The organism is Paenibacillus sp. FSL P4-0176 (assembly GCF_037975265.1).
GTDB classification, from domain to species: Bacteria; Bacillota; Bacilli; order Paenibacillales; family Paenibacillaceae; genus Paenibacillus; species Paenibacillus amylolyticus.
The window spans coordinates 5,225,483-5,249,282 of sequence record NZ_CP150242.1; the positions used below are offsets into that span (position 1 = coordinate 5,225,483).

At 47.3% G+C, this 23,800-nt stretch carries 22 protein-coding genes; 9 read left to right on the top strand and 13 right to left on the bottom strand.

Going from position 1 to position 23,800, the window contains the following annotated elements; translation table 11 throughout:
• From yhbY to spoVAC, 10 genes are all read right to left on the bottom strand, one after another.
• On the bottom strand, nucleotides 1-294 hold the full coding sequence (gene yhbY, locus MKY95_RS24390) for a ribosome assembly RNA-binding protein YhbY (RefSeq protein WP_017687186.1): 294 nt from the start codon (nucleotides 292-294) through the stop codon (nucleotides 1-3).
• Nucleotides 295-563: 269 nt separating this feature from the next.
• Nucleotides 564-1,433 carry a shikimate dehydrogenase gene (gene aroE / locus MKY95_RS24395; RefSeq protein ID WP_076318844.1) on the bottom strand — a complete coding sequence of 290 codons (870 nt, stop codon included), beginning with the start codon at nucleotides 1,431-1,433 and terminating at the stop codon, nucleotides 564-566.
• Between the two features lie 42 nt (nucleotides 1,434-1,475).
• The gene (yqeH, locus tag MKY95_RS24400; protein ID WP_036615146.1) at nucleotides 1,476-2,603 is read right to left on the bottom strand and encodes a ribosome biogenesis GTPase YqeH; all 1,128 of its coding nucleotides are present in this window, start codon (nucleotides 2,601-2,603) and stop codon (nucleotides 1,476-1,478) included.
• Complete coding sequence (locus tag MKY95_RS24405; RefSeq protein ID WP_036615148.1) at nucleotides 2,600-3,127, bottom strand: YqeG family HAD IIIA-type phosphatase; 528 nt, start codon at nucleotides 3,125-3,127, stop codon at nucleotides 2,600-2,602. The genes yqeH and MKY95_RS24405 overlap by 4 nt, the downstream gene beginning before the upstream one ends.
• Before the next feature lie 110 nt (nucleotides 3,128-3,237).
• Nucleotides 3,238-5,451 (bottom strand): transglutaminase domain-containing protein, encoded by a 2,214-nt coding sequence (locus MKY95_RS24410; protein WP_076318843.1) that lies wholly within the window; start codon nucleotides 5,449-5,451, stop codon nucleotides 3,238-3,240.
• Nucleotides 5,448-6,632: a DUF58 domain-containing protein gene (locus MKY95_RS24415; RefSeq protein WP_339200034.1), complete on the bottom strand. Its 1,185-nt coding sequence runs from the start codon at nucleotides 6,630-6,632 to the stop codon at nucleotides 5,448-5,450. Before MKY95_RS24415 ends, MKY95_RS24410 begins: the two co-directional genes overlap by 4 nt.
• 66 nt (nucleotides 6,633-6,698) lie before the next feature.
• Complete coding sequence (locus tag MKY95_RS24420; RefSeq protein ID WP_036615157.1) at nucleotides 6,699-7,655, bottom strand: MoxR family ATPase; 957 nt, start codon at nucleotides 7,653-7,655, stop codon at nucleotides 6,699-6,701.
• A gap of 207 nt (nucleotides 7,656-7,862) precedes the next feature.
• The gene (gene spoVAE / locus MKY95_RS24425) at nucleotides 7,863-8,213 is read right to left on the bottom strand and encodes a stage V sporulation protein AE (RefSeq protein ID WP_047843814.1); all 351 of its coding nucleotides are present in this window, start codon (nucleotides 8,211-8,213) and stop codon (nucleotides 7,863-7,865) included.
• A gap of 5 nt (nucleotides 8,214-8,218) precedes the next feature.
• Entirely contained in the window at nucleotides 8,219-9,235 is a 1,017-nt protein-coding gene (gene spoVAD, locus MKY95_RS24430; protein ID WP_076318841.1) for a stage V sporulation protein AD, read from the bottom strand.
• Nucleotides 9,232-9,684 carry a stage V sporulation protein AC gene (spoVAC, locus tag MKY95_RS24435; protein WP_047844446.1) on the bottom strand — a complete coding sequence of 151 codons (453 nt, stop codon included), beginning with the start codon at nucleotides 9,682-9,684 and terminating at the stop codon, nucleotides 9,232-9,234. The genes spoVAD and spoVAC overlap by 4 nt, the downstream gene beginning before the upstream one ends.
• 699 nt (nucleotides 9,685-10,383) lie before the next feature.
• Here spoVAC and MKY95_RS24440 point away from each other — a divergent pair.
• Together MKY95_RS24440 and MKY95_RS24445 are read left to right on the top strand one after the other, a co-directional pair.
• A complete protein-coding gene (locus tag MKY95_RS24440; RefSeq protein WP_076318840.1) occupies nucleotides 10,384-11,457 on the top strand; it encodes a M42 family metallopeptidase in 1,074 nt (357 codons plus the stop codon).
• Between the two features lie 161 nt (nucleotides 11,458-11,618).
• Nucleotides 11,619-11,939 carry a hypothetical protein gene (locus MKY95_RS24445; RefSeq protein WP_036615167.1) on the top strand — a complete coding sequence of 107 codons (321 nt, stop codon included), beginning with the start codon at nucleotides 11,619-11,621 and terminating at the stop codon, nucleotides 11,937-11,939.
• A 231-nt stretch (nucleotides 11,940-12,170) separates the two neighbouring features.
• On the opposite strand, the gene MKY95_RS24450 is transcribed toward MKY95_RS24445, so the two are convergent.
• Nucleotides 12,171-12,878 (bottom strand): metal-dependent hydrolase, encoded by a 708-nt coding sequence (locus tag MKY95_RS24450; protein ID WP_036615169.1) that lies wholly within the window; start codon nucleotides 12,876-12,878, stop codon nucleotides 12,171-12,173.
• A gap of 275 nt (nucleotides 12,879-13,153) precedes the next feature.
• Here MKY95_RS24450 and nirB point away from each other — a divergent pair, with 275 nt between their 5' ends.
• From nirB to MKY95_RS24470, 4 genes are all read left to right on the top strand, one after another.
• A complete protein-coding gene (nirB, locus tag MKY95_RS24455; RefSeq protein ID WP_339194800.1) occupies nucleotides 13,154-15,583 on the top strand; it encodes a nitrite reductase large subunit NirB in 2,430 nt (809 codons plus the stop codon).
• A 57-nt stretch (nucleotides 15,584-15,640) separates the two neighbouring features.
• A complete protein-coding gene (gene nirD / locus MKY95_RS24460; protein WP_076318838.1) occupies nucleotides 15,641-15,967 on the top strand; it encodes a nitrite reductase small subunit NirD in 327 nt (108 codons plus the stop codon).
• Between the two features lie 43 nt (nucleotides 15,968-16,010).
• Complete coding sequence (locus MKY95_RS24465; protein WP_076318837.1) at nucleotides 16,011-16,793, top strand: formate/nitrite transporter family protein; 783 nt, start codon at nucleotides 16,011-16,013, stop codon at nucleotides 16,791-16,793.
• Between the two features lie 286 nt (nucleotides 16,794-17,079).
• On the top strand, nucleotides 17,080-17,709 hold the full coding sequence (locus MKY95_RS24470) for a YfbR-like 5'-deoxynucleotidase (protein ID WP_036615181.1): 630 nt from the start codon (nucleotides 17,080-17,082) through the stop codon (nucleotides 17,707-17,709).
• Here MKY95_RS24470 and MKY95_RS24475 read toward each other — a convergent pair whose 3' ends face one another.
• Both MKY95_RS24475 and MKY95_RS24480 read right to left on the bottom strand, forming a co-directional pair.
• Nucleotides 17,710-18,519: a response regulator gene (locus tag MKY95_RS24475; protein WP_036668535.1), complete on the bottom strand. Its 810-nt coding sequence runs from the start codon at nucleotides 18,517-18,519 to the stop codon at nucleotides 17,710-17,712.
• A gap of 4 nt (nucleotides 18,520-18,523) precedes the next feature.
• Complete coding sequence (locus MKY95_RS24480; RefSeq protein WP_076318835.1) at nucleotides 18,524-20,401, bottom strand: sensor histidine kinase; 1,878 nt, start codon at nucleotides 20,399-20,401, stop codon at nucleotides 18,524-18,526.
• Nucleotides 20,402-20,578: 177 nt separating this feature from the next.
• On the opposite strand from MKY95_RS24480, the gene MKY95_RS24485 reads away from it, so the two are divergent.
• The 3 genes from MKY95_RS24485 to MKY95_RS24495 all read left to right on the top strand — a co-directional run bounded on the left by MKY95_RS24485 (nucleotide 20,579) and on the right by MKY95_RS24495 (nucleotide 23,682).
• The gene (locus MKY95_RS24485; protein WP_235193736.1) at nucleotides 20,579-21,883 is read left to right on the top strand and encodes an ABC transporter substrate-binding protein; all 1,305 of its coding nucleotides are present in this window, start codon (nucleotides 20,579-20,581) and stop codon (nucleotides 21,881-21,883) included.
• Between the two features lie 100 nt (nucleotides 21,884-21,983).
• Nucleotides 21,984-22,856, top strand: a complete 873-nt coding sequence (locus MKY95_RS24490) for a sugar ABC transporter permease (protein ID WP_017687164.1) — start codon at nucleotides 21,984-21,986, stop codon at nucleotides 22,854-22,856.
• Between the two features lies 1 nt (nucleotide 22,857).
• On the top strand, nucleotides 22,858-23,682 hold the full coding sequence (locus MKY95_RS24495) for a carbohydrate ABC transporter permease (RefSeq protein ID WP_036668529.1): 825 nt from the start codon (nucleotides 22,858-22,860) through the stop codon (nucleotides 23,680-23,682).
• Nucleotides 23,683-23,800 lie beyond the last annotated feature (118 nt).

Sequence of the window (23,800 nt, forward strand, 5' to 3'; positions counted from 1 at the left end):
TTATCTAGGTAGTTCGATTTGTTTGTTATCGCGAGATTCTTTGTACAGGATGATTGTGTTACCGATGAGTTGTACAAGCTCACTTCCCGTTTCACGGGCAACTTCTTCTGCCATCTCTTTTCTGTCCTCGTCATTGTTGTTCAACACTTGCACTTTCATCAATTCGCGCTTCTCAATCGCATCTTCGATGTGACGGAACAGGTGCTCGTTGGTTCCACCTTTACCAATCTGAAATACAGGGGTCAGGTGATGTGCCTGTGACCGCAAAAAGCGCTTTTGTTTACCGTTTAACATGAATACTCCATACTCCTTATGTTGAGCAGGCCCTGATCGACAGCGCAAAAACTGTCCGGACCTGATCATTCAATTATTATTTTTCAATGGTAAAAATGATCACTGAGTACACAAGGTAACTCCGATTGCAGTACCATCTTCCGATCGCTGTTATCCCCAGATTTTTCTGATCCCTTTTCACAAAGGGAAAATCCGGTGATAAATGCGACCACTTCGTTTCTTCAGATTGGTTCTGCACTCGTCGTCTGCATGTACTCTTAATATCATTTTCACACTTTAAAACTGTTTAGTACAGCACGTCTCATCGTCTCCACAGGAGCCGGGATGCCAAGCCAATGTTCAAAGGCCACTGCGCCCTGGTATACAAACATCCCCAGACCACCGTGCACCGTACATCCTCGCATCCGCGACTCTCGAAGCAGACGGGTCTCCTGCGGATTGTAGATCAGATCACTCACCGCTGCGCCTTCACGGATCAGTGCAGGATCAACCGGTACGTCATCAACATGCGGGTGCATTCCGGCAGCCGTTGTGTTAATCACGATATCAGCCGTAGCCAGTACCGTTGTAGCGTCTTCCATGCCACTGCCCGAGATTTCTCCCAAGCCATGGCCTCGTAAATCCGAAGCAAGTGTAATAGCCCTGTCCGCTGTACGGTTCAGAATGTGGATCCGTTCAGGCTTCTCCAGTGCAAGTGCATATATGACACCTCTCGCTGCTCCACCTGCTCCCAGGACAGCGATACGTTTGCCCGCAAGCTCAGGCACAGCCTCTTCCTTCAACGATCGGACATAACCAATACCATCCGTATTGTACCCTGTCAGTGTTCCACCTTCATTAACGATGGTATTCACCGCACCAATCAGGCGAGCACTTTCATCGATCACATCCAGATACTGCATCACCTGCTCTTTGTGCGGGATGGTCACATTAACACCACGATAGCCCAGTGCCACAATTCCGCGAACGGCCGCTTCCAGTTGATCCGGATGAACATGCAGTGGCATATACATTCCATTCACTCCTGCAGCCTGCAGAGCCGCATTGTGCATTGCCGGAGACTTGGAGTGAGCAATAGGATCACCCATAACACCAAGCAACACGGGAAGTGAAGAGTTGAATTTGTTCTGCTCAGACATAGGTCCGCCTCCGATCCATCTGATGTACAGCTTCTGAGATTACTAGATCAAGGATGGGCGGATCTGTACACGAATGCCTTTTGGAGCATGAACAGCAACAAGCGCTCCAATATCGCCATTAACCTTAATCCAGCCCAGACCCGAGATGAATACATCCGATTGACTGCCGCGTTTGATGCGGAATTCATGTCTGGTCCATTCAGCCATCTCTGCTGCATCCTCACGGGTTGGCGGAGACAACAATTCTCCCAGATGGTCGCGGTACAGATCATCTGCACGCTCCAGCTTCGTCCGGTGAATATCAAGCGCAGTGCTGATAAAACAAGTGAACGACTGGCGATCACCTTCCACAAAGTCAAATCGAGCCATGCCGCCAAAGAACAGCGTCTGACCGGAATTCAACTGATACACAGCGGGTTTAAGCGGTTTTTCCGGCATGATGGCAGCGAGATCCTTACGTGAGACAATCTCGCTGAAACGCCATGGATAAACGATTCCGGGCGTATCAATAATATATTTTCCATCATCCAACGGAATGTTCACCATGTCCAGCGTTGTTCCCGGATAACGGGATGTGGTCAGTTCCTGCTCCAGATCGCTGTAATCACGGATCAGACGGTTAATCAGTGTGGATTTGCCCACATTGGTGCCGCCAACCACATATACGTCACGATCTTCGCGATAGGTTCCAACAAGCTCAAGCAGACGGTCGAAGCCCTGATTTTGCTTTGCACTGCACAAGACTACATCCACGGTACGCAAACCCTGTTCTTTGGCTTGCTTTTGTACCCAGTTGCGAATCTTGTTCCAGTTAGTTACTTTCGGAAGCAAGTCCGTTTTGTTCACAGCAAGCAATACCGGATTGTTGCCTACAAAACGTTGCAGACCGGAGATAATACTGCCATCAAAGTCAAACAAATCAACGATATGGATGACAAGTGCATCCTTATCCCCGATTTTGCTAAGCAGCGCCAGGAATTCGTCCTGATCCACCGTAACGGATGATGACTCATTGTAGTTTTTGATGCGGAAACAGCGCTGGCATATAACCGGTTCACGATCCAATGCCTTCTCGGGGATAAACCCTGGTAATTCCGAATTTTCTGTTTGCAGATGCACGCCGCATCCGCTGCACCTTACGGCAAGATTGCCGTTATGCGGTTCTGTCATTTCTTCTTTTCCTCCTCAAGCCATAAGCCTTTCCTGCGTAAACTCGTTAGAGCAATCCGTTCCACGCGTCGATTGAAGCGGGTCATAAAACCTTCGTCCCCAATGGAGATTGGCAGTACCAGAACGGTATATAACCCCATTCGGTTCCCTCCATAAACGTCCGTAAGCATCTGATCGCCTACTACAATCGTGTTTTCAGGAGATAACTCCATCATTTTCATTGCTCTACGAAACGGTACATTCGATGGTTTGCGTGCACTATGCACAAACTGGATATCCAGCGGGGTCGCAAACAGGGATACACGATTCAAATTGTTATTGGACACAATCATCAGCTTGAAACCTGCCTCTTTCACACGTGCAAACCATTCAATCAGTTCGGGCGTAGCGTCAGGGGCTTTGGCTCCAACGAGTGTGTTATCCAGATCAGTTATAATTCCACGGTAGCCTTGAGCGTACAGCTCTTCCAGATTAATGTCAAAAACCGTGTCTACACGCAGCTTGGGCATTAACATTTTAAACAAAGAAGTCACCTCAGTTTCATACGACACACTATATCACAAATCCGTCTTTCCTGAAAATGCATACAGCGCCTGATGGCATAGGAAAAAAGGAAAAACGGGACGGGCAACAACTATGCCCGTTCCGCTTTCAGTTCCTTCCGCAGCTTCAAGGCGGTCTGATAGACGCCCTTCCAGTCGTCGGCAGTTACGGACGCCGGACTGTAACGAGTCTGTTCAAACTTCGTGAGAAGCTCATAGAATGTTGCTTCTGCAGCAGGTTTTGCCTGGCTCCAGCGGGCTACCGATTCACGAAGTGTCTCGTCTCCGCTCCGGGTCAACCCTTTGCGTTTCACATACTGAATCCAACGCTCGGTCTCTGCCACTACCTTCTGTTCAGGGGTGAGCGGTCCACCTGTCCGTAGACGAAGCAGGAAGAATCGCATGGAGAAACGATTACGCCAGAACATATATGCTACCCACAATACAATAATGGCTCCTGCAGCCCAGATAACAAAAGTCGGGATGGCAGACGATGTCTGCTCAGGTGCAGGAGTCTGCTCTTCCTCTTGTACCGGCTCCTCTTCTGGCTCTTCTTCAGGCTCATCTACAGGTTGTACATCAGGCTGTTCCGTTAGCAGCGGCATATCAAAGCCCGGCGTTGCTTCAACAGGAATCCAGCCATACTCACCAAAATAAACCTCTGCCCAGGAGTGTGCATCTGCATTGGTAACGGTGTAGGTCGTCTCAATCTCCGCACCAGGTTGACGTGGGGCCTGCATGTCCGAATTCAGGGACAATTGTCCAGGCGCATAACCTTTAACCCACCTTGCAGGAATGCCCTCCGAGCGCGCCATCATCACCAGCGCAGTGGAGAAATAGTCACAGTAGCCTTCCATAATATCAAACAGGAAACCTTCCACAAAGTCGCTGCTTACTTTTCGAGATAAATCCGGATTGTTTGTGTATTCAAAATTAGTTTGTAAATAGTTTTGCAGTAATGCCACTTTTTCATACGGAGTATTCGCAGATGCCGTTATCTCGGCTGCCAGATTCGACACCCGGTCAGGGAAACGGGATGGTAACTGCAAGTACATATCATCTGCCGGATTACTGTTATACAGATCTTCAAATGACTTCGTACGAAGCTCATCTTCCACAATCACAGGGGCTTCCGATACGATAGTATACGTCTTGGGATACTGTGGTTGCTGACGGTCTGTCACCACATGCAGTTCAGCCTGTTCAGCATTCCACAACATCCGTTCCGTTCTGTCCTCACCATTAATTGAGCTCACTTCCGAGATCGAATAAGCACCAAAGAGAATCGGATAGACATTATCATTCAGCATCGTTACATTCTGAGTCACTTGTTTGGTATTCACATTACCGGATTCTTGGTTCTCCAGAGGCTGTCCGGATTCAATATTCTCTGTCGCACCCCGTCCACGGTCATCCCAGCCTGTGCCTGTATACTCTGCACGTGTCTCACCGCGCCAGTAACTACGCTCATTGGTCGTGACAGACATGACAGGGGTATAGTCGAAGTTGAATCCTCCACCAAGCTGATTGTCTTCCCTGCTGTATCCCGATTCGGTAGCCGCGGGAATATCAAGGTTTCCGTTACCAGCCTGACTTGTGGAAGTTCCGGTATAGTTACGCCACGCCGTATATGGGTCCGTCAAGGTGGGTGGAATCTCCGGCATATTAACGCTGGCTACAATAATCAAAGAAAAGATAATAGCAATATTGGCCAGGACTTTATAAGGATACCGGATGATTCGTTTCCAACCTTGAGGATACTGTAGCTGATAGTTACGGAAATGCTGACATACGAGCCATCCCATCCCCGCAAACATCACCCACGCGATTTCAATCCAGAGTGGAATCTGGGTGAAAGAATCGAGAATCCCCATCGAAATGATGTTAACACCCAGAAAAACAAGAATGCGACGTGTTGTGGTCACGAGTCGAAGCGCTGCTTCAAGCATCACCCATGCACACAGGGAGAACCAGATATACGGCGTCATGTGTAATATGAACTGCTCTGCTCTGTCTGTTAAAGAGCCATAAGGGATGTACACCGTATAATCGATCAGCGTTTTATGCAAAATGTAACCAACAACGACCGCCTTGATAATCGCGCGATATATCGTTTTGAAGGGCAGAATGACCTCCAGCACACTGACTGCTGCAAGTGTCCATAACACCAGAGAAGTTGTCTCCGTGTACCACGATTCCTGCGTAAATGAAATCCACTGCATTCCAATCAGGAAAATCCAGAGCAATGACGCTGCATGATACCAGGATCGTTTGCCTGTAACACTTTCAATTCCTTTTGTACTCATACAGAACCTCCCCCCATCACCGTTGGAAGCTCCTGCAAGTGAGAAACAGTGAATGACCTCGTGCCTCTTCCACGCAACATGGCATTCCACTCGGCACTCCGGCGGGATTCACTGGTATCGATCAGAATATGACATGGAGTCATGCCCCGCGTATCGGCCCAGCGCAACAGTTCCATTATTTTTTCATCCTTCTGGGGAGAAATCACAACAAAGTAAGCTCCCTGAGGCAGTTGACGTGCAATTCTTTCCACGCCGGGCAACAGATGGGTATCCTGACCGTTATATTGAATATCCACCAGATGATGCATCATCTTCTGTCGTTCCATCAGACTTTCACTGGGGGCCATGAAGGATGTCTGGTCTGACAATGTCAACAACCCCATCCCCATTCGTTCCCTGACACCATACTCCAGCAGAGAGGCAGCCGTGGAAACGGCAATTTCAAATGCATCCCCATGTTCATAACTTAATGCCAGCACATCCAGAACCAGAACGGTTTTGGGCACAGACTCATGTTCAAACTCCTTGGACTTCCAGTTCCCTGTCTTTGCCGTTGCATTCCAGTGAATGCGGGAAAGTCGATCGCCGTATACGTAGTCACGTACACCATTGATCTGAGTGGTCTCTCTCCGTGAGCGGGTTAACGCCGTCTGAGGACCGGATAACCGTGATTTGCGGTCGTAAAGCTGCCAATATGGAATAAATACCGTTCTTGGCAGTACGCGAAACTCACCTTTGGCCTTAAACTTTCCTCGATGTTCAATCAGTCCAAATATGTCCTCGCTGGCACATTCCGTTTCTGAAAAGACATACTTTCCCCGCTCAAGTGGCGGTGTCTGGAATGACAGCTCGCCATTACCTCGCATATTGGGAATCAAACTTTCCTTGAACGACCACGATTCTCCGTTATGCCGATGCAGCATTTCACGCACAACAACATAGGGAAGCGGGAGGAATCCCGGAATCGTCAGACTCAGCTGTACTTGAACCTGGTCACCCGCATGCAGCAATTCTTCGTGGTCTGGACCAGAAGATAACCTACGAACTCCTTGAGCACGTCTTACCCCGCTAAATCCAGCAATGGCAAGGTACATACAGAGCAGGGTCACCATCGACAGCAACATAAGGGATGTCTTCCCGCCCTGAAACAAAACATAAGCCAGACAGCACATCCACACCATTGCGATGCTCCATACGCGTGGGTGGCGTAACCCTCTATTGACTGTTCTCAAAAGCGGCTTCATGAACTATTGCCCCATGGAGACGGGCACGCGTACTTGCTGGAGTACGGCATTCAAAACGGCCTCGGAACTCATACTGTCCAGTCTCGATTCAGGACGAAGCACAATACGATGAGAGATCACATAAGGGGCCATCGTTTTCACATCATCCGGAAGCACATAATCACGTTCCTGTAAGAAAGCAAAGGCTTTTACGGCCATCATGAACGATATGGCTGCCCGTGGGCTGGCACCCAGCAATACAGATGGGTGGGAGCGGGTTTGACGAACAACATCAAGCAGATAGTCCATGACCGGATCACCGATAAAGACCTCTTTAATCTCCTGTTGGATTGCTGAGATCTGGTCCATATGAGTCACGGATTCAAGACGATCAACAGGCTGACCGAGCTGATGCTGTTTCAATAGGATTTTCTCAATTTCCTTATCGGGATAACCCAGACTTATTTTCAACATAAACCGGTCGAGTTGTGCTTCCGGCAAAGTATACGTACCTTCAAAATCAATCGGATTCTGAGTTGCACAGAGCATGAATGGATGTGGCAGATCATACGTATCGCCATCAACGGTTACGCTGCGCTCCTCCATCACTTCGAGCAGAGCCGATTGGGTTTTTGTTGTGGCCCGGTTAATCTCATCAGCCAGCAAAATGTTGGTCATCACAGGACCTGGCCGGAAATAAAAACGCTCATCCTTCGGATGGAACACAGATACGCCGGTAATATCACTAGGTAAAATATCAGGATTACATTGAATACGCCGGTACTCACCACGCATGGATTTCGATAACGCCTTGATTAACTGCGTTTTGCCAGTTCCCGGTACGTCTTCAATCAGAACGTGCCCGCCTGCAAGCAAAGCTGTAAGTAAAAGTTGAATTTCAAAGGATTTCCCCATAATACAGGATTCCAGATTTGAACGAACTGCGGATATGATTTGGATCGACTCTTTGCGCACAGGCATGTGGTCTAACCTCCTAAAAAAGCATACAGATTTCCTTTTATTGTACATGATCCAGAGTCACGAGTACACTCGAAGGAACTCACAATTTGTTTCCAGCCCGTCAGATTCACCGCAGTTCACGCATGAATACGACAAAAAGGCCCGGATAGAAGTTATCCGAAGCCTCTGCTGAATCGCAATATGTTCAAGGAGATTTCTCATTCTATGTTAGCCTTTTGGTCTAACGACCAATGCCGCGAGAAAAGAAAAGATGATCGCTGACGAAATCCCCGCCGCAGTCAGGTCAAAAATCCCTGTAATCACACCCAACCATCCCTCTTTTTCCAGCTCCGTCAATGCCCCGTGCACCAAGGAATTACCGAAACTTGTGATGGGGATGGTAGCGCCCGCACCTGCAAATTTAACCAAGGGGTCATACACGCCAAATGCATCCGCAAGCGCACCCGTCACAACAAGTGTACTCATGGTATGAGCTGGCGTCAGTTTAACCCCATCCATTAGAAGCTGTCCGACAACACAGATCAAACCGCCAACAATAAATGCCCACAAGAACTGCATTACCTTTATCCCTCCATTTCTATGGCTACGGCATGAGCAATACAAGGAATACTTTCACCCTGCTGGTACGAAATTGGAGACAACAGTGCCCCGGTAGCTACGACGAGCACCCGTTTAAGATCACCCTTCTGCATCCGGTTCAAAATGTGACCATAGGTGACGGTGGCAGAACATCCGCAGCCACTTCCCCCGGCAACCACATAAGGCTGTTTCTCCCGATCATAGATCATCAGGCCGCAGTCATTAAATACCGTCTGTTCCATGGGAATGCCTTCTTTTTGCAAAAGCTCTTTCGTAATTGGCAGACCGACGGAAGCCAGATCCCCAGTAACAATGAGATCATAATAGCCGGGTTCCAATCCCGTATCCCTGAAATGAGAGATTATAGTATCGGCTGCTGCTGGCGCCATGGCTGAACCCATATTAAAGGGATCTTTGATACCCAAATCCATAATGCGTCCAATGGTGGCTTTGGTAACAACGGGACCATCACCCGTACGGGAGACCACACCACACCCTGCTCCTGTGACGGTATATTGCGCATAAGGCGGCTTCTGTGAGCCATACTCCGTCGGATACCGAAATTGTTTCTCAACCGTACAGTTGTGGCTCACCGTTCCTGCAAGGACATAATCTCCAGCTCCCGAGTCAACAATCATGGACGCTAACGCTAACGTTTCCATGGAAGTAGAACAGGCCCCAAAGACACCCAGGTAAGGCACACCCAGTTTTCGCGCTGAAAAGGAACTGCTGATAATCTGGTTCATCAGATCTCCACCAACAAAAAATTGAAGCTCTTCCTTGGTGATATTTGCATTAACCAAAGCCAGTTGGGAGGCCTGTTCGAGCAGTTTACGTTCTCCCTTTTCCCACGTTTTCTCGCCGATCTCGAGGTTGTCGTAGACATAATCGAAATCAGATGACAGTGGGCCCTCGCCTTCTTCTGGTCCTACAACTGCGGATTTACCAATGATCCGAGGACGATTCTCAAACTGCCATGTCTGGCGACCCAATCGTTTCACAGGTGCCCACCTCCAAATCCCAAAAAGGCATAAACGATCCCTACGACAAATGCTGCCACGACACCAAACACAATAACGGAACCAGCAAGTTTAAACATGTTGGCCCCTACACCGAGCACCAGTCCTTCAGCACGATGTTCCAGTGCAGCAGAACACATGGAATTGGCAAAGCCGGTAACCGGCACAGCCGTTCCTGCTCCTGCCCATTGAGCCATTTTATCGTAAACGCCGAGACACGTTAGAATAACCGATATGAGAATCATGACCGCTACCGTAGGACTGGAAGCTTCCTTCGATGTCATGTCGAAACCGGCCATAAAAGCCTCTTGAATGGCCTGTCCAATCAAACAGACGGTACCCCCAACCAGAAATGCTTTGAGGCAATTTTTCAGGATTGGACGAGGCGGCTCATGTTTTTTTGCGACTTTTTTGTACTCCTTTTCATCCATGGACAGGGATGACGATTTTTTTTCGCTTCCGGATGTAGATTGAGCTGGCAAGATACAAGACCTCCTCTATGTGAAAATGGTTCAAAGCTACGGCTGAATGCCAATGTGTGTAATCCTATATTCATTGTTTGTTAATAATCGGAAGGTTATGTATCCGGCGACAGACAGCATATGTTTCCAACAAGATTATGTTGTGAAAGCAAGATGGGAATACGCCGGATCTGAGGACTTTTAGATACTTCTATAAATAAAGAAGAACAATCACGAGCAAGATAAAAAGAACGATAAACAGTACTTTTTCCGTGCCCTCTTCTGGAGGCTTCATTGGATATTTAGCTCCTTCCTGTAAACAGACAAACAAATATTGAAATAAAGAACTTCACAAAATGATGACATCTCCTCCATATATTCATATTCATTGAAGTAGCATCAGGACTGCGACTACAGCGGATAGAGTCATGAAACTTGGACACGATAAGCGCCCAAAATATGCCTTAAATACGTGACATAAACATGGACAATCACTTGCGCAAGGTTCATACTGTAATGTGACCAGTGGTTAAATAACAAGTCCTCAGCATAATAAAGTGCATGTTCAAAAAGATAAAAGACTTTTTGAACTACATCTTAAAAGGACAACAGGCGGGTAGCCGTTCTACTGTGACCTGAAATACATACCAACAGAGGAGTTGTTGACACATGAATGAAAAAACGATGGATATGTTCCGTACGTTGACGGAATTTCCTTCCGCATCCGGTTTTGAACGTGAGCTTCGCGGCTGGATGAAAGATAAGCTTTCCGCTTATACCGATGAGTTCGTCCAGGATCGCCTGGGGAGTCTATTTGGTGTATTACGCGGGGAGGAATCCGGTCCCAAAGTTATGGTAGCCGGACACTTTGACGAAGTGGGTTTCATGACTACTGGCATTACCGAAACAGGTATGATCAAGTTCCGTCCACTGGGTGGATGGTGGAGTCAGGCTGTACTGTCTCAACGATTGGAAATCATCACACCTGATCGTCGGATTACCGGAGTTGTAGGTTCTACACCTGCTCACTTGCTGGACGAGTCCCAACGGAACAAACCTGTGGATCTGAATTCCATGTATCTCGATATTGGAGCAGACAACCGTGCGGAAGCAGAATCCTGGGGCATTCATCCAGGGATGCAGATCGTGCCGATCTGTGAATTTACGCCTATGGCGAACCCGAAAAAAATTATGGCCAAAGCGTGGGATAATCGTTACGGCGTAGGACTTGCACTTGAACTGGTTGAAGCGCTGCACAAGGAAAAACTGCCTAACACGCTTTATGCTGGTGCAACGGTTCAGGAAGAGCTGGGGCTTCGCGGTGCACGTACGGCGGCCAATCTGATTCAGCCTGATATCTTCTTTGCACTTGACTGTAGCGCGGCAAATGATATGACAGGTGACAAACAGTCGTTTGGACATATCGGAGAAGGCGCATTGCTTCGTATTTTTGACCCGGGTATGTTCACCCATCGCGGAATGGTGGAATATGTTCAAGATACGGCTTCATCCAATCAGATCAAAATGCAGTATTTCATCTCACCAGGTGGTACCGATGCAGGTCAAGTACACTTGAGTGGAATTGGTGTACCATCAACAGTTATTGGTATCTGCGCACGTTATATCCATACCTCATCTTCCATCATTCATACGGACGACTACGATGCGGCCAAAGAGCTGATTGTAAAGCTGGTCAAAGGTCTGGATCGAACAACGATGAATACCATAATTAATAACGCGTAACAATTGACAAGAGACCTCCTAACTATATTGGGAGGTCTCTTTTTTATATCCACAACTATATCAGTTGGACACGTAGATTAATAGGCCGAACATTATAGGGAATTACACATAAGATACAATAACGGAAGATGAATTAAACACCAAGCAGCGGGGGACCTGTTATGGCAGTGAGAAGGAATGGAAAATCGAATAAAGGTTCCAAAAAAACAAATGCCGCAAACACCCTTCTCAATGGCAACCTTAAAGGAAGAAATCTGGAACTTATCGTTGCAGCATTACTGGTCAGTGGGAAGTTAAGAGTGGATGCGGTCACGTTGTTTCGAGAAGCTACACTGGTCGTTGAACTGGTTGGGCAGTATAAATCGCTACAAAATATTACACCATCGAATCAAGACAAACTGGTGCAATTCCTCGATGAGATCGGTGGCGATATGACGTTGAATGACGTTATACGGGCTTTCCAACAGAGAATCAATTCCTAAACGCCAAGAAATGAGGTTGAAGTGATGTCTGACTTTGACGGAAATGGGTTCGCTGAACTACTGATCATTGTCATTCTTGTTGTTTTATTTGTATTTGGTTCTTCCGATATTGACGACCTGACTGATTCTCCTTCTCAATCCTGAATTGGCTAAGTTATTACGATTTATTCATTATGAAATGCATACCTGTAAACGCCAGCCCACAATATGCGGGCTGGCGTTTTTGGATGGCTATAGAAATAGCGGTGAGAATGCAATCCAGGCCAGAATAAGAGTAAGCACAATGCAGACATTCTCTACAACGGCCCCACGCTTGGTCCCTGTACTCATCAGATTCACCCGTATGCGCCACTTGAGCGGTGGTAACGGACGAATACCCCGATTGGTTAGTGAATCGGCCAATAGATGCATCGCATATGCCGTGCCTCCCGCTACCCAGATCTCCGGTCCCTGCTGCTGGGTCGTGCTGTACAACAAGCCCGCCCATATTGCGGTTCCGTACAGGGTATGTGTCAGTCCCCTATGAGTCAGTGTGGTGCAGAGCATTAACAAACTGCCTGCAATCAAGTTCCACGGTGCGAACGCGTGACCATAGAAAACCAGCCCAAGTCCAATCGCAAACATCAACACTTTGCGAAGCGAACGCGAAGGCAGGAATGACACAAGCGCAATGAGGATCGCAAGCAACAGGTTCCATGGTTTGGCATGAACATAGAAGTACACAAATACAGCTGTGGGCAACAGAATCGTCTGTAACAACCTGATCAGACTGTTAGGCAAGGCTCTGGATACCAGCAGCGAATTAGGCTCATCAATGTCAGGCAATAAAGAACCAATCAGAGCAACCGTAACTGCTGGCGCGGTCACTGGCATACCGGCCAACTGCAGAACAGAAAGCGACACGCCTGTCCCGATAATAAGGTGGGATCTTCCCATCATGATGCAAAAACGTCCTTTCGAAGAAATCGGGAACAATACGGCCCAGTTCCGATTTTACAACGAAAACAAAATAAGAACAATAGTTCGCATTTCTTATTTGTATGAAAATAAATATAACTTTCTGTGATGGGGCTCACACTATTATATTTATGACTCTTCTATCTTTATTAGTGAATTAAATCACATAAACTATCGTCAACTACTTGTATAATTTCAAATATAAACCACTAAAATTGTTGGTAATGTACAGCGTCTATCCAAGGAGGCATACACACATGAACGAAAAAAAAGAGAAACTCGTTATCATAGGTAACGGAATGGCAGGAATTAGTACCGTTGAGCAAATTTTAAAATTAACTACGCGATTTGATATTACCGTTTTTGGCACAGAGCCCTATCCTAACTACAACCGCATTATGTTGTCTTATGTACTGGAAGGAAGCAAAACACTGGACGATATCGTGCTGAACGACCTTCACTGGTATGAAGATTACGGCATTACGCTGCACACAGGCACAACGGTTACACGAATCGATGCCGAGACACACGAAGTTGTGACTGAAGATGGAACTCGCGTTCCTTATGACAAAATCATCATTGCAACAGGCTCCAACTCCTTCATTCTCCCCGTACCGGGACATGACAAAGAGGGTGTTGTTGGTTTTCGCGATATCGCCGATTGCAATGTCATGCTGAAAGCTGCTAAGCAGTATAAAAGAGCGGCCGTTATCGGGGGCGGACTGCTAGGCCTTGAAGCTGCCAAAGGGTTGGTACAACTTGGCATGGAAGTTACCGTAGTGCATCTGATGGAAGATCTGATGGAGCGTCAGCTTGATCCGCAAGCTTCATCCATGTTGAAGGCAGAACTCGAACGTCAGGGTATCCGGTTCAAGATGGGTGCGCAGACTTCCGAACTGCTGGGCGGCGAACGCGTTGAAGGGATACGTTTTGCAGATGATACGGTTCTGAATGTTGATTTTGTGGTCATGGCTGTAGGCATCAAACCCAATACGGCTGTAGCCCGCGAAAGCGGTATGGAAGTGAACCGGGGTATTGTCGTGAATGACTATATGCAGACTTCACTTGAGAATGTGTATTCGGTCGGGGAATGTACAGAGCACCGCGGGGTATGTTACGGCCTCGTTGCCCCATTGTTTGAACAAGGTATGATTCTGGCGAAACATATCTGCGGTGTGGAGACCGCTCCTTATGAAGGTTCAGTTGTATCCACGAAATTGAAAATTTCGGGTGTGGACGTGTTTTCAACTGGTGAATTCATCGACAGCCCCGAGCACACCGTCATTTCGCACAAAGATGACTGGAAACGGACCTACAAAAAAATTCTGCTTCGTGATAATAAAATGGTCGGCGCTGTTCTCTTCGGTGACATTAAGGATTCTGCCGAATTGCAGAAACTGATTAAAAATCAAACCGAAATGACCGAAGAATTGTATGGTTCACTCATGGGTACAGGCTGCGGCGGTCATAAGAAAGCAACCTCTGTTGAAACGATGCCCGAGGACGAAATCGTCTGTGGATGTAACGGGGTAACCAAAGGAGCCATTGTTGATGTAATTACAAACCAGGGCCTTACCACTGTTGATGAAATCAAAGCCTGTACCGGTGCAACACGCTCTTGTGGTGGGTGTAAACCGGTTGTGGAACAGATTCTGCAATATGTACTTGGAGACAGTTTCAGTACTGGGGCTAAACAGGGCATCTGCGGATGTACTTCCATGGGACGGGATGAGATTGTAGCCGAGATTCGTGAAAAAGGATTACAAACGACCAAAGAGGTCATGAATGTACTGGGTTGGAGTCAGCCAGAAGGTTGTTCCAAATGTCGTCCGGCGATCAACTACTACCTTGGCATGATTGCACCAGACACACACGAAGATGAGAAAGAATCCCGTTTTGTTAACGAACGGATGAACGCGAATATTCAAAAAGATGGAACGTATACGGTTGTACCTCGGATGTACGGCGGGGTGACTACACCAGCGGACCTCAAACGCATCGCTGACGTTTCAGTCAAATATGATGTAAAAGCAGTCAAAGTGACTGGCGGTCAGCGTCTCGACTTGATTGGTGTCAAAAAAGAAGATCTGACCAAAGTCTGGGCTGAACTGGATATGCCTTCAGGTTATGCATACGCCAAATCGCTGCGTACGGTCAAAACATGTGTCGGCTCCCAATTCTGCCGATTCGGTACACAGGATTCCATGGCCATGGGTGCTCGCATCGAACGTAAATTCGAACGTCTGGATCTGCCAGCCAAGTTTAAATATGCCGTCAACGGTTGTCCGCGAAACTGTGCAGAGGCATGTACCAAAGATATCGGTATCGTTGGTAACGACGGAGGCTGGGAGATCTTCATCGGTGGTAACGGCGGTATTAAAGCAAGACTGGCTGATCCCTTATGCAAAGTGAAAACGGATGAAGAGTTGATTGAACTGTGCGGCGCCATCATGCAATATTACCGCGAGACAGGTAACTATCTGGAACGGACGTCCGAGTGGGTGGAACGCATGGGTCTGGAGCATATTCGTTCGGTTGTTGTGGATAACCTTGAGGAACGTAAAGCGTTGATGCAGCGGATTGAATTTGCACTTGAGCATGTTGAAGAACCTTGGCAAAAAGCGATTCGCAATGAAGAAGGCCAAAGTAAAATGTTCCATGGCATCGAAGTATCAGCTCGTCCATAAGTAAGCTTGCAGATTAATACTGCCCGAATGTTAAATATAGATAAGGAGTGGTTTAAGATGACGACAAAACAATCAGGCACCTACTTCCCTGCCGGAGTAGTTGAAGAATTCCTGCCACGAATCGGAAGAGTAGTTGAGATTAAGGACCATCAGCTTGCTGTCTTTCTTGCATCGGATGGTACCATCTTCGCTGCGGATAATCACACCCCCCATCCTAAGGGTGGGCCGCTGGCTGAAGGCATCGTGTCCGGGCATTATCTGTACGATCCGCTGTATGATTGGAAAATTGACCTGACTACAGGTCTTGTGCAAGCACCGGACAACGGTCAAGTACAGATGTATCCGGTAAAGGTAGAGAACGGCCAGGTTTGGATCGAAATATAGCGAAACGTTCAAAGATTGATGCAAAATAATGGGGGAAACCGTGATGTATACACCAAGTGTTGAGGGAATTATTGAAGCTGCGGTTAAAAAACGGGATCAAATGAACGCAAGCCTGTCACGATATATGGTTGCTGCCTTGATGGCTGGTGCCTATGTAGGGCTTGGCATCGTTCTGATCTTCAGTATTGGTGCTCCGCTCCTTGCGGCACAGTCACCACTGCAAACCATGTTGATGGGCATGTCCTTCGGACTCGCGCTCACGCTGGTTATCTTTGCCGGATCGGAACTGTTTACAGGTAACAATATGTTCTTTACCATGAGTACACTGGCAGGCCGAACCACAGTGAACGAAACGCTGAAGAACTGGGGGCTCGTCTTTGTTGGTAACCTGCTCGGCGCAATTCTATTAAGTCTACTTATAGTCGGTAGCGGTCTATTCAAAACGGCCACACCGGAACATCTGTTATTCGTTGTCTCTGCCAAAAAGATGGCGGCGCCCGTGTCTGAGTTGTTCTTCCGCGGCATTCTCTGTAACTGGCTCGTCTGTCTGGCGATCTGGATGGCAGCTCGCTCTAAAGAAGATATCGCCAAACTTGTTCTTATCTGGTGGTGTCTGTACGCATTTATCGCAAGTGGTTATGAGCACAGTGTTGCCAATATGACTTTGCTGTCTTTATCCTGGCTGCTGCCAAACCACCCGGATACAATCACGATGGCAGGCTGGTTCCATAACATGATTCCGGTAACGCTTGGTAATATTATCGGCGGTGCCCTCTTTGTTGGAATGGCGTACTGGTATACTTCTCCGGTACGAAAAAAAGCATAATTCTTGATTCAACTGCACTTATGTAGCCTAGAGCACAACATCTACACACACTGAAGCCACGATGGATGCCGAACTCACGTTCAGTCACACATCGTGGCTTTTTATTGTTTGTCAATAACCTGCGTACTCTCTCGCACGTTTCACTTTCATCCTCTCGTCCTTCTATAGAGAATTAAAACTTCATTTTACCTTCGTCGCTATCCGCGTTAATCCACAGTTGACATAACTGGCGTATAGTCGATGGATACTCACACTTATACTCAACCAGCAAAGGATGAACGCTTATATGGGAATTCACACGTACTTCAGGTCACTAAACGATCTTGAACGTATTATTCGTACACCTGGCAAATTCAAATTCGAAGAACACAGCGTATCCGCCCATTCCTGGAAAGTGGTACAGTACGCCAAAACGCTCGCAGATATTGAGGAGCAACATGGAGTCACCATCAATTGGAAGAAGTTATACGAAATCACCAGCAGTCATGATTATGGCGAAATCTTTATCGGTGATATCAAAACACCCGTCAAACATTATTCACTGGAGCTGCGTTCGATGCTGCAAAAGGTCGAAGAAGGCATGGTTGAACATTTTATTAATGAAAATATTCCTGAAGAGTTCCAGCCTATTTTCCGCAGACAGCTGCGTGAGGGAAAAGACCAATCGGTTGAAGGACTGATTCTCGAAGTCGCAGACAAGATGGATCAAGTATATGAAGCCTTTGCTGAGCTCCAACGTGGCAATACGGAGAAAGAATTTATCGTTATGTACCGTTATGCCCTGGTCAAAATCAAAAATATCGACCTCCACTGTGTGCAGTATTTCCTGGAACAGATTCTCCCCGACATGATCGAAGAAGGTATCCGCTCCCCGTTTGATATTCGCAAAATAACAGAAGAAGCTCTGGCCCAGTAATCAGCTCAAGTCAACATGGTGCTCATCATCCATGGACAGGGCTTTTTTTCGTTCCTGCAATTGCAGTCGGTACTCGCTAGGGTACATGCCCGTTTTGTTTTTGAAGATCCGGCTGAAATAGTGGGAATCACTATACCCTACCGCTCCACCAATAGTCTTGATATCCATATTCTCGTGCGTGACGAGCATACGTTTTGCTTCATTAATCCGCAGACCTGTCATATATTTTAGCGGAGTCTCACCCGTTACTTTCTTAAAACACTTCCCCAGATAGTCCACACTAAAATGCATCTGTCCCGCCATGTCCTGGAGTGTAATCTCATGCATGTAATTCTGCTTCAAATACAACTTAACGGCCTCTGCGATATCCTCCGGCTTCACCTGCTCATCCAGCACGGCACTGACATGCGCAAGCGAATCCACAGCGCTCCCAAGCTTCAATTCCATCGCATCCAGCAGTGTACGAAGCTGTTCTTCCGATAATGGTTTGAGCAGATAATCCTCCACCTTGTAACTGATCGCCTGCCGTGCATATTCGAATTCATGATAACCACTCAGAATGACAATTTTCACATGCGGATAGGCAAAGTACAGATGTTTGGCGAGTTCCAATCCATTCATTACCGGCATCTGTATATCAGTTACAACCAGATCAGGTACGGAATGTTCAATGAGCTGTAACGCTTCCTGACCGTTCCGCGCTTCACCGATCACCTCGAACCGGGTGTCCAACTCTCTGAATTTGCGCGAGACATTCCGGCGAATCAGGGCTTCATCTTCCACAATAATCGTTCTATATTTGATTGTCATGGGTTCAGTCATGCTCCTTTCGAATGGAACCACCTATGGTAATCTGGACACCGCCGGAAGGCTTGTTCGTAATCTGCATGTGGGCTGCCGTGCCATACCATAATTTCAATCGGACCCATATATTTTTGAGTCCCATGCCGTTGATTTCGAGGTCAGGCATACGCTCCCACTCCTGTGACTGTTCGATGTAATGCATGATCTTGGCAAGTGCCTCGGGTTCCATGCCAGGTCCGTTGTCTTCCACGTGGATCTGCCAGGTCTGCTGTACCGCATCCATATCTCCAGTAATATTCAGTTTCCATGGAGGGGTATCACCCAGTCCATATTTCATGGCATTTTCGAGTAGTGGTTGTACCATCAGCATCGGAACCTGGATATACTTCATCTCTTCCGGAATATGAAACTCGTAGTGCAGATCATCCTCAAACCTAATCTTCATACACTCCAGATATCGCTCACAATAATCCAATTCTTGAGACAGGGGAACCCCGTTCTTACCCGGAGTAGAAATATAACGCAGCATAGACGCAATATTGGCGCAGAACGCGACAATCTGCTCATTCATGCCTTCTTCCGCCATGATGCTAATATTAGTGATGTTGTTATAGAGAAAATGCGGGTTCATCTGGGATTGCAGCGCCAGTAATCTCGCTTCTGTCTCCTGAGATTTCATCGCCAGCCTGTCCTGAAACGATTGTACAAGCTGTTGATTCAGCCGGATAAACGTATCATTTAGCTCATCCATCTCCCGAATAGAACCGGGATGCTCCAGCTTGAACAATTGACCGGAATCCTGACCCGATACCAGATCATTCTCACCCGTTTTGAGAATAATGCGCTGCAAACGATGCAGCGGCAAAGTAACCCGTTTGGAGATCAGATACGAGAGAATCAGAATCAGCATGAGAGTAGCTAACGTCGCACCGATAAACATCACAGCCATCCGGTTGAGACTCGCGAAAAGGGACTGTTTGGACTGCATGACAATAACGGTCCATCCCGTCTCCTGTGACGTCATGTACGTCATCATCTGTTTGGACTGACTCAAAGGATCGCTAATCTCCTGCATCGTATCAGGCGGAAATGAAAGATTTTGAATCAAGTCCACATCATCGAAATGGCCTGCTTGAGAAGCATCGGCATCCGAAGAAAGTGGATATAGCCGTGTATTTTGTTCATCCACTACATAGATCCGAAGATCGTCGTTATTTGTCTGCAAATCATTCAAATGCTGGAACAGGGTTCCGGCATCCTGCAAAATCTCAACGACACCTTGGCTGACATAGTTGCCATCTTTGTATACCCGGGTAAGGGAAATGTAAGGTTGATCTGATTTACCATCGCCTGTTGGCATGGGCAAAGCTCCGTCCTCTAACAGTTGGATTACCCGCCATCCACTCCGCTCCCAGGTTTCCTTGTACCACGGTCGCTGAGTCAGGTCTACCGACAGTTGACCGTTGAATGCACCCGCTCCCAGCATCTTGCCGTTCACATCATAGATGTTGGCCTGCTTGGCTGTATTGGAGCTGCTGATGATCGCGAGAATGACGTCAATTAGTGTGGTTGTATCCTTATACAATGCTGGATCACTCGTCATTGTCTGCTCACTGTCTTCTGCTGGTGCCAAGTAGTGACTGAAGTGTTCCTTGACCAGATTGGAATACACGATATTCATGGAGAAGTTGTTCATTTTCACCACTTCCTGATCCAGGTTACTGACAATTGATACCCCCAGTTGTCTCTGCTGTTCTTCACTTCGCTGACGAATGTCACTTGCGAGAAAAACATACAGAAGCCCCGCCACAATCAGCGAAAAGATAATAAATACCGCAGAGTAATAGGCAAACAGACTTTGCTGAAGCGTTCCAAATCGATATCGCAATCCTCACACACCTCGTCCTCTGATGATATCTGTCACACCATTCGAAAATGTCCACCCAACAGAACGCTTTTGTCTATTGAGCACATCCCTTGTTCACAGTAAAGTTATCCACATAAGAATACGCTTACATTAAGCGTTTCGGCAAGTGACAATTTTCTTTATATTCCGGGAGGTTCAATGATGAGAAAACGATTTCTATTTTCACTTGCAAGTGTGCTCCTGCTCTCCACTCTGCTGCTTGCCGGGTGCAACTCAGGTAAAAGTACGGAAGGTTCGGGTAAGGTGACTCTCACGTTTGGAACAAGTCAATCCGGTATTCCGCGTACAGGCATCATGCAGACGATGGCCAAGGAATATGAGCAGGAGACCGGGGTCAAAATTGACTTTCAGGTCGTACCTGACGCACAGTGGCGGGACCTGATCAAGGTGAAGCTCGCTTCTGGCGAAGCACCTGATATTTTCAATGTCGATGTGGACCCACTAAGCATGCCGGCTAACGTAAGACCGGAGGAAAATGCCATTGACCTGACCAATGAGGAATTCACAGGTCGGATGTCTGAAGAGATTTTGCCAACCGTCAGTCACAATGACAAGGTGTACGGGGTTTCTTTTGCGCCAACGAAAATCTGGTATGTGTACTATAACAAACGTATCTTCCAAGAGCTCGGCACAGAGCCTCCTACATCCTATGCCGAATTCAAGGCAATCAGCCAGAAAATTAAGGATAAAGACATTATTCCGTTCTATCAAGCACCTGCCAGCGGCTGGTATCAGGTTCTGCCTTTGTTTGAAACGGGGCCCAACTATGAGCAAACAACAGAGGGAACGTACGAGAAGCTGAACAATAATGAGATGAAAGTCGCAGATATGACGCAACTCAAGACGGTCATTGAACAGTTGAAAGAATTTGCGGATCTCGGTTATTTCGGCAAAGACTTCTTGTCCAATACGGTAGAAGCGGGAATTGAGGCGTTTGGTCAGGAGAAGGCAGCGATGTTGCTGCGGGTGCCAGGGACGGAAAAGGAAGTCTCCGAAGCGTATCCGGAAATGGAAGACAATATGGGATTCTTCGTCATGCCATGGGGTGACAATCAGACGATTGGTGTGAATCCGGGCGGATCAGCTGCGATGTTTGGTAACAAAAACAGTAAACATCCCGAAGAAGTGCTGAAATTCTTCCGCTGGATTACCGAGCATGATCATCTGCAGCGTGTGTTCGATGAAGGTGAAGGCAACCTGACGATCTGCTGGCCGGAAATCGAACCAAAGCTGACACAGGACTATATTGATTATGAGAAAGATCATGAAAAAGGTACGGTTATGCAGGCCGCTGTGAAATACATTGATCCACAATGGATGGATATTGGCAAGGACTTGTCAGGTATGTTCGCTGGCGCAATGACACCGGATCAGATTCTGCAAAATATTGATAAACGTCGTGCTGAACAAGCCAAAGTGCTGAAAGATGAGAAGTGGCAGTAACAGCGCAAATCACAGATAAACATAAACGCTGAACAGCGTTACATGCAGCGGGCATTTGCCCGCTTGTGTATTTTGGCAGGAAGGAAAGGTGTTACGGATTATGAATGCAAACAAAATCTATCCCTGGTATTTCTCATCTGGAGCGATTGTGTTATATCTGCTGTTCATTGTCGCTCCCGCCCTGCTGGGCATCTATTATTCCTTCACCGACTGGAACAGTTATAGTTCGGAGAAGAACTTTATTGGTCTGGAGCATTTCCGTACCATTCTCGCGGGTGATCCGACCTATCTTCTTTTTATCAAAAACACAGTCCTGTTCACCCTGGTTACATCCATCGCCAAGACGGTTCTCGGCTTGTTTCTGGCCCTGCTGCTGGTCAGCGGTGTAAAGGCCGCCAATCTGCATCGGATGATTATCTTCTCACCACAGGTGCTATCGTTCCTGATTGTTGGACTCGTGTTCAAAAGTCTGCTCGACCCCAACAATGGGTTCGTTAACGTGACTCTGCGTTCCATGGGACTAGACGTTCTCGCACAGAACTGGCTGGGCTCCCTGACCTGGGCCATGCCATCCATCATGGCAGTGGACACGTGGAAAGGCATGGGGTACATCATGGTGCTGTTCATCGCCGGACTGCTCGCCATTCCCCGTGATTATTACGAAGCAGCATCCATTGATGGAGCCGGGTTCGGGCAGAAGCTGTTCCGGATCACCATTCCGATGCTGATGCCTACAATTACTATCGCCACGGTGCTTAATATTACGTATGGGCTGAGAGTTTTCGATGCCGTATACGTGTTAACCAACGGTGGCCCCGGTAACGCGACAGATGTGATTAACACGGCGGTCTATTCCTCTTTTGCCAAAGGGTATTGGGGACTGGGTAGCGCACTATCCACCATTCTGTTTGTCATCATGGCGATCATCTCCTTTTTCATCATTCGTTTGATGAACCGAAAGGTGGAATACTGACATGCGATTGAGAAAAAGATTGGCTTCGATCGGGTTAAATGCTCTCGCCTGGTTGCTCAGCCTGGTGGTCCTGATTCCTTTTGTCGTCATTGTACTGAATTCATTCAAGTCGGACGCCGAGGCCAAAGTGCTGAAACTGACGCTGCCCGAGAAGTTTATTTTCGAAAATTACAAAATCGTCTATGAACAGGGACATTTGGGAGGTTCTTTTTTCAACAGTCTGCTGCATTCCGGGGCCTCCTCCCTGTTATTGGTGTTTGTTGTGGCCTTCTCGGCCTTCACGTTATCCCGCAACCATTCGAGGCTCAGCAAGTTTCTGTACTTCTTCCTGATTCTCGGTATCACACTGCCGCTTAACTACATTCCACTGATGGAAGTAATGAAATCGATGGGTATGATCAATTCACATGTCGGCATGATTCTGCTCTACACGGCCATGGGCATTCCAATCTCGCTGTTCATTACGTATGCGTTTGTGTCTAACATCCCGAAGGAACTGGATGAAGCCGCGATCATGGACGGATGTAATGGGATCAAGCTGTTCCTGAGAATCATTGTACCTTTGTTAACCTCGGTGCTGGTAACGGTATTTGTTCTTAATTTCCTGAGTGTCTGGAATGAGTTTACTGCCCCACTCTATATGCTGAATACAGTGGAGATGTGGCCGATGACGCTGGCTGTATATAACTTCTTTGGACAATTCAGTGCCCAGTGGAATCTGGTCAGTGCCGATATCGTGCTTACGTCATTGCCTGTGTTGATTGTGTTCCTCATTGGGCAAAAGTATATTGTAGGAGGACTAACTTCTGGGGCGGTTAAAGGGTAAGCTCCACCGACAATCCAAATACACAAACCCATCTTGTCTAAGTACATCTGCTGACTCCTCAGCACAAAAAGCCCTTGTCTGCCCATCGTGTGAATAACTTCTTCTTACAGAAGAAGTA

Bases quoted from the DNA above. Each gene is read 5' to 3' on its own strand.
- yhbY (WP_017687186.1), bottom strand. From the start codon at position 294: ATGTTAAACGGTAAACAAAAGCGCTTTTTGCGGTCACAGGCACATCAC.
- MKY95_RS24470 (WP_036615181.1), top strand. From the start codon at position 17,080: ATGGGAATTCACACGTACTTCAGGTCACTAAACGATCTTGAACGTATT.
- MKY95_RS24485 (WP_235193736.1), top strand. From the start codon at position 20,579: ATGATGAGAAAACGATTTCTATTTTCACTTGCAAGTGTGCTCCTGCTC.
- MKY95_RS24420 (WP_036615157.1), bottom strand. From the start codon at position 7,655: ATGCCTGTGCGCAAAGAGTCGATCCAAATCATATCCGCAGTTCGTTCA.
- nirD (WP_076318838.1), top strand. From the start codon at position 15,641: ATGACGACAAAACAATCAGGCACCTACTTCCCTGCCGGAGTAGTTGAA.
- spoVAC (WP_047844446.1), bottom strand. From the start codon at position 9,684: ATGGATGAAAAGGAGTACAAAAAAGTCGCAAAAAAACATGAGCCGCCT.
- MKY95_RS24410 (WP_076318843.1), bottom strand. From the start codon at position 5,451: ATGAGTACAAAAGGAATTGAAAGTGTTACAGGCAAACGATCCTGGTAT.
- nirB (WP_339194800.1), top strand. From the start codon at position 13,154: ATGAACGAAAAAAAAGAGAAACTCGTTATCATAGGTAACGGAATGGCA.
- MKY95_RS24440 (WP_076318840.1), top strand. From the start codon at position 10,384: ATGAATGAAAAAACGATGGATATGTTCCGTACGTTGACGGAATTTCCT.
- MKY95_RS24495 (WP_036668529.1), top strand. From the start codon at position 22,858: ATGCGATTGAGAAAAAGATTGGCTTCGATCGGGTTAAATGCTCTCGCC.
- MKY95_RS24445 (WP_036615167.1), top strand. From the start codon at position 11,619: ATGGCAGTGAGAAGGAATGGAAAATCGAATAAAGGTTCCAAAAAAACA.
- MKY95_RS24415 (WP_339200034.1), bottom strand. From the start codon at position 6,632: ATGGTGTGGATGTGCTGTCTGGCTTATGTTTTGTTTCAGGGCGGGAAG.
- MKY95_RS24465 (WP_076318837.1), top strand. From the start codon at position 16,011: ATGTATACACCAAGTGTTGAGGGAATTATTGAAGCTGCGGTTAAAAAA.
- MKY95_RS24450 (WP_036615169.1), bottom strand. From the start codon at position 12,878: ATGATGGGAAGATCCCACCTTATTATCGGGACAGGCGTGTCGCTTTCT.
- MKY95_RS24490 (WP_017687164.1), top strand. From the start codon at position 21,984: ATGAATGCAAACAAAATCTATCCCTGGTATTTCTCATCTGGAGCGATT.
- aroE (WP_076318844.1), bottom strand. From the start codon at position 1,433: ATGTCTGAGCAGAACAAATTCAACTCTTCACTTCCCGTGTTGCTTGGT.
- spoVAE (WP_047843814.1), bottom strand. From the start codon at position 8,213: ATGCAGTTCTTGTGGGCATTTATTGTTGGCGGTTTGATCTGTGTTGTC.
- yqeH (WP_036615146.1), bottom strand. From the start codon at position 2,603: ATGACAGAACCGCATAACGGCAATCTTGCCGTAAGGTGCAGCGGATGC.
- MKY95_RS24475 (WP_036668535.1), bottom strand. From the start codon at position 18,519: ATGACAATCAAATATAGAACGATTATTGTGGAAGATGAAGCCCTGATT.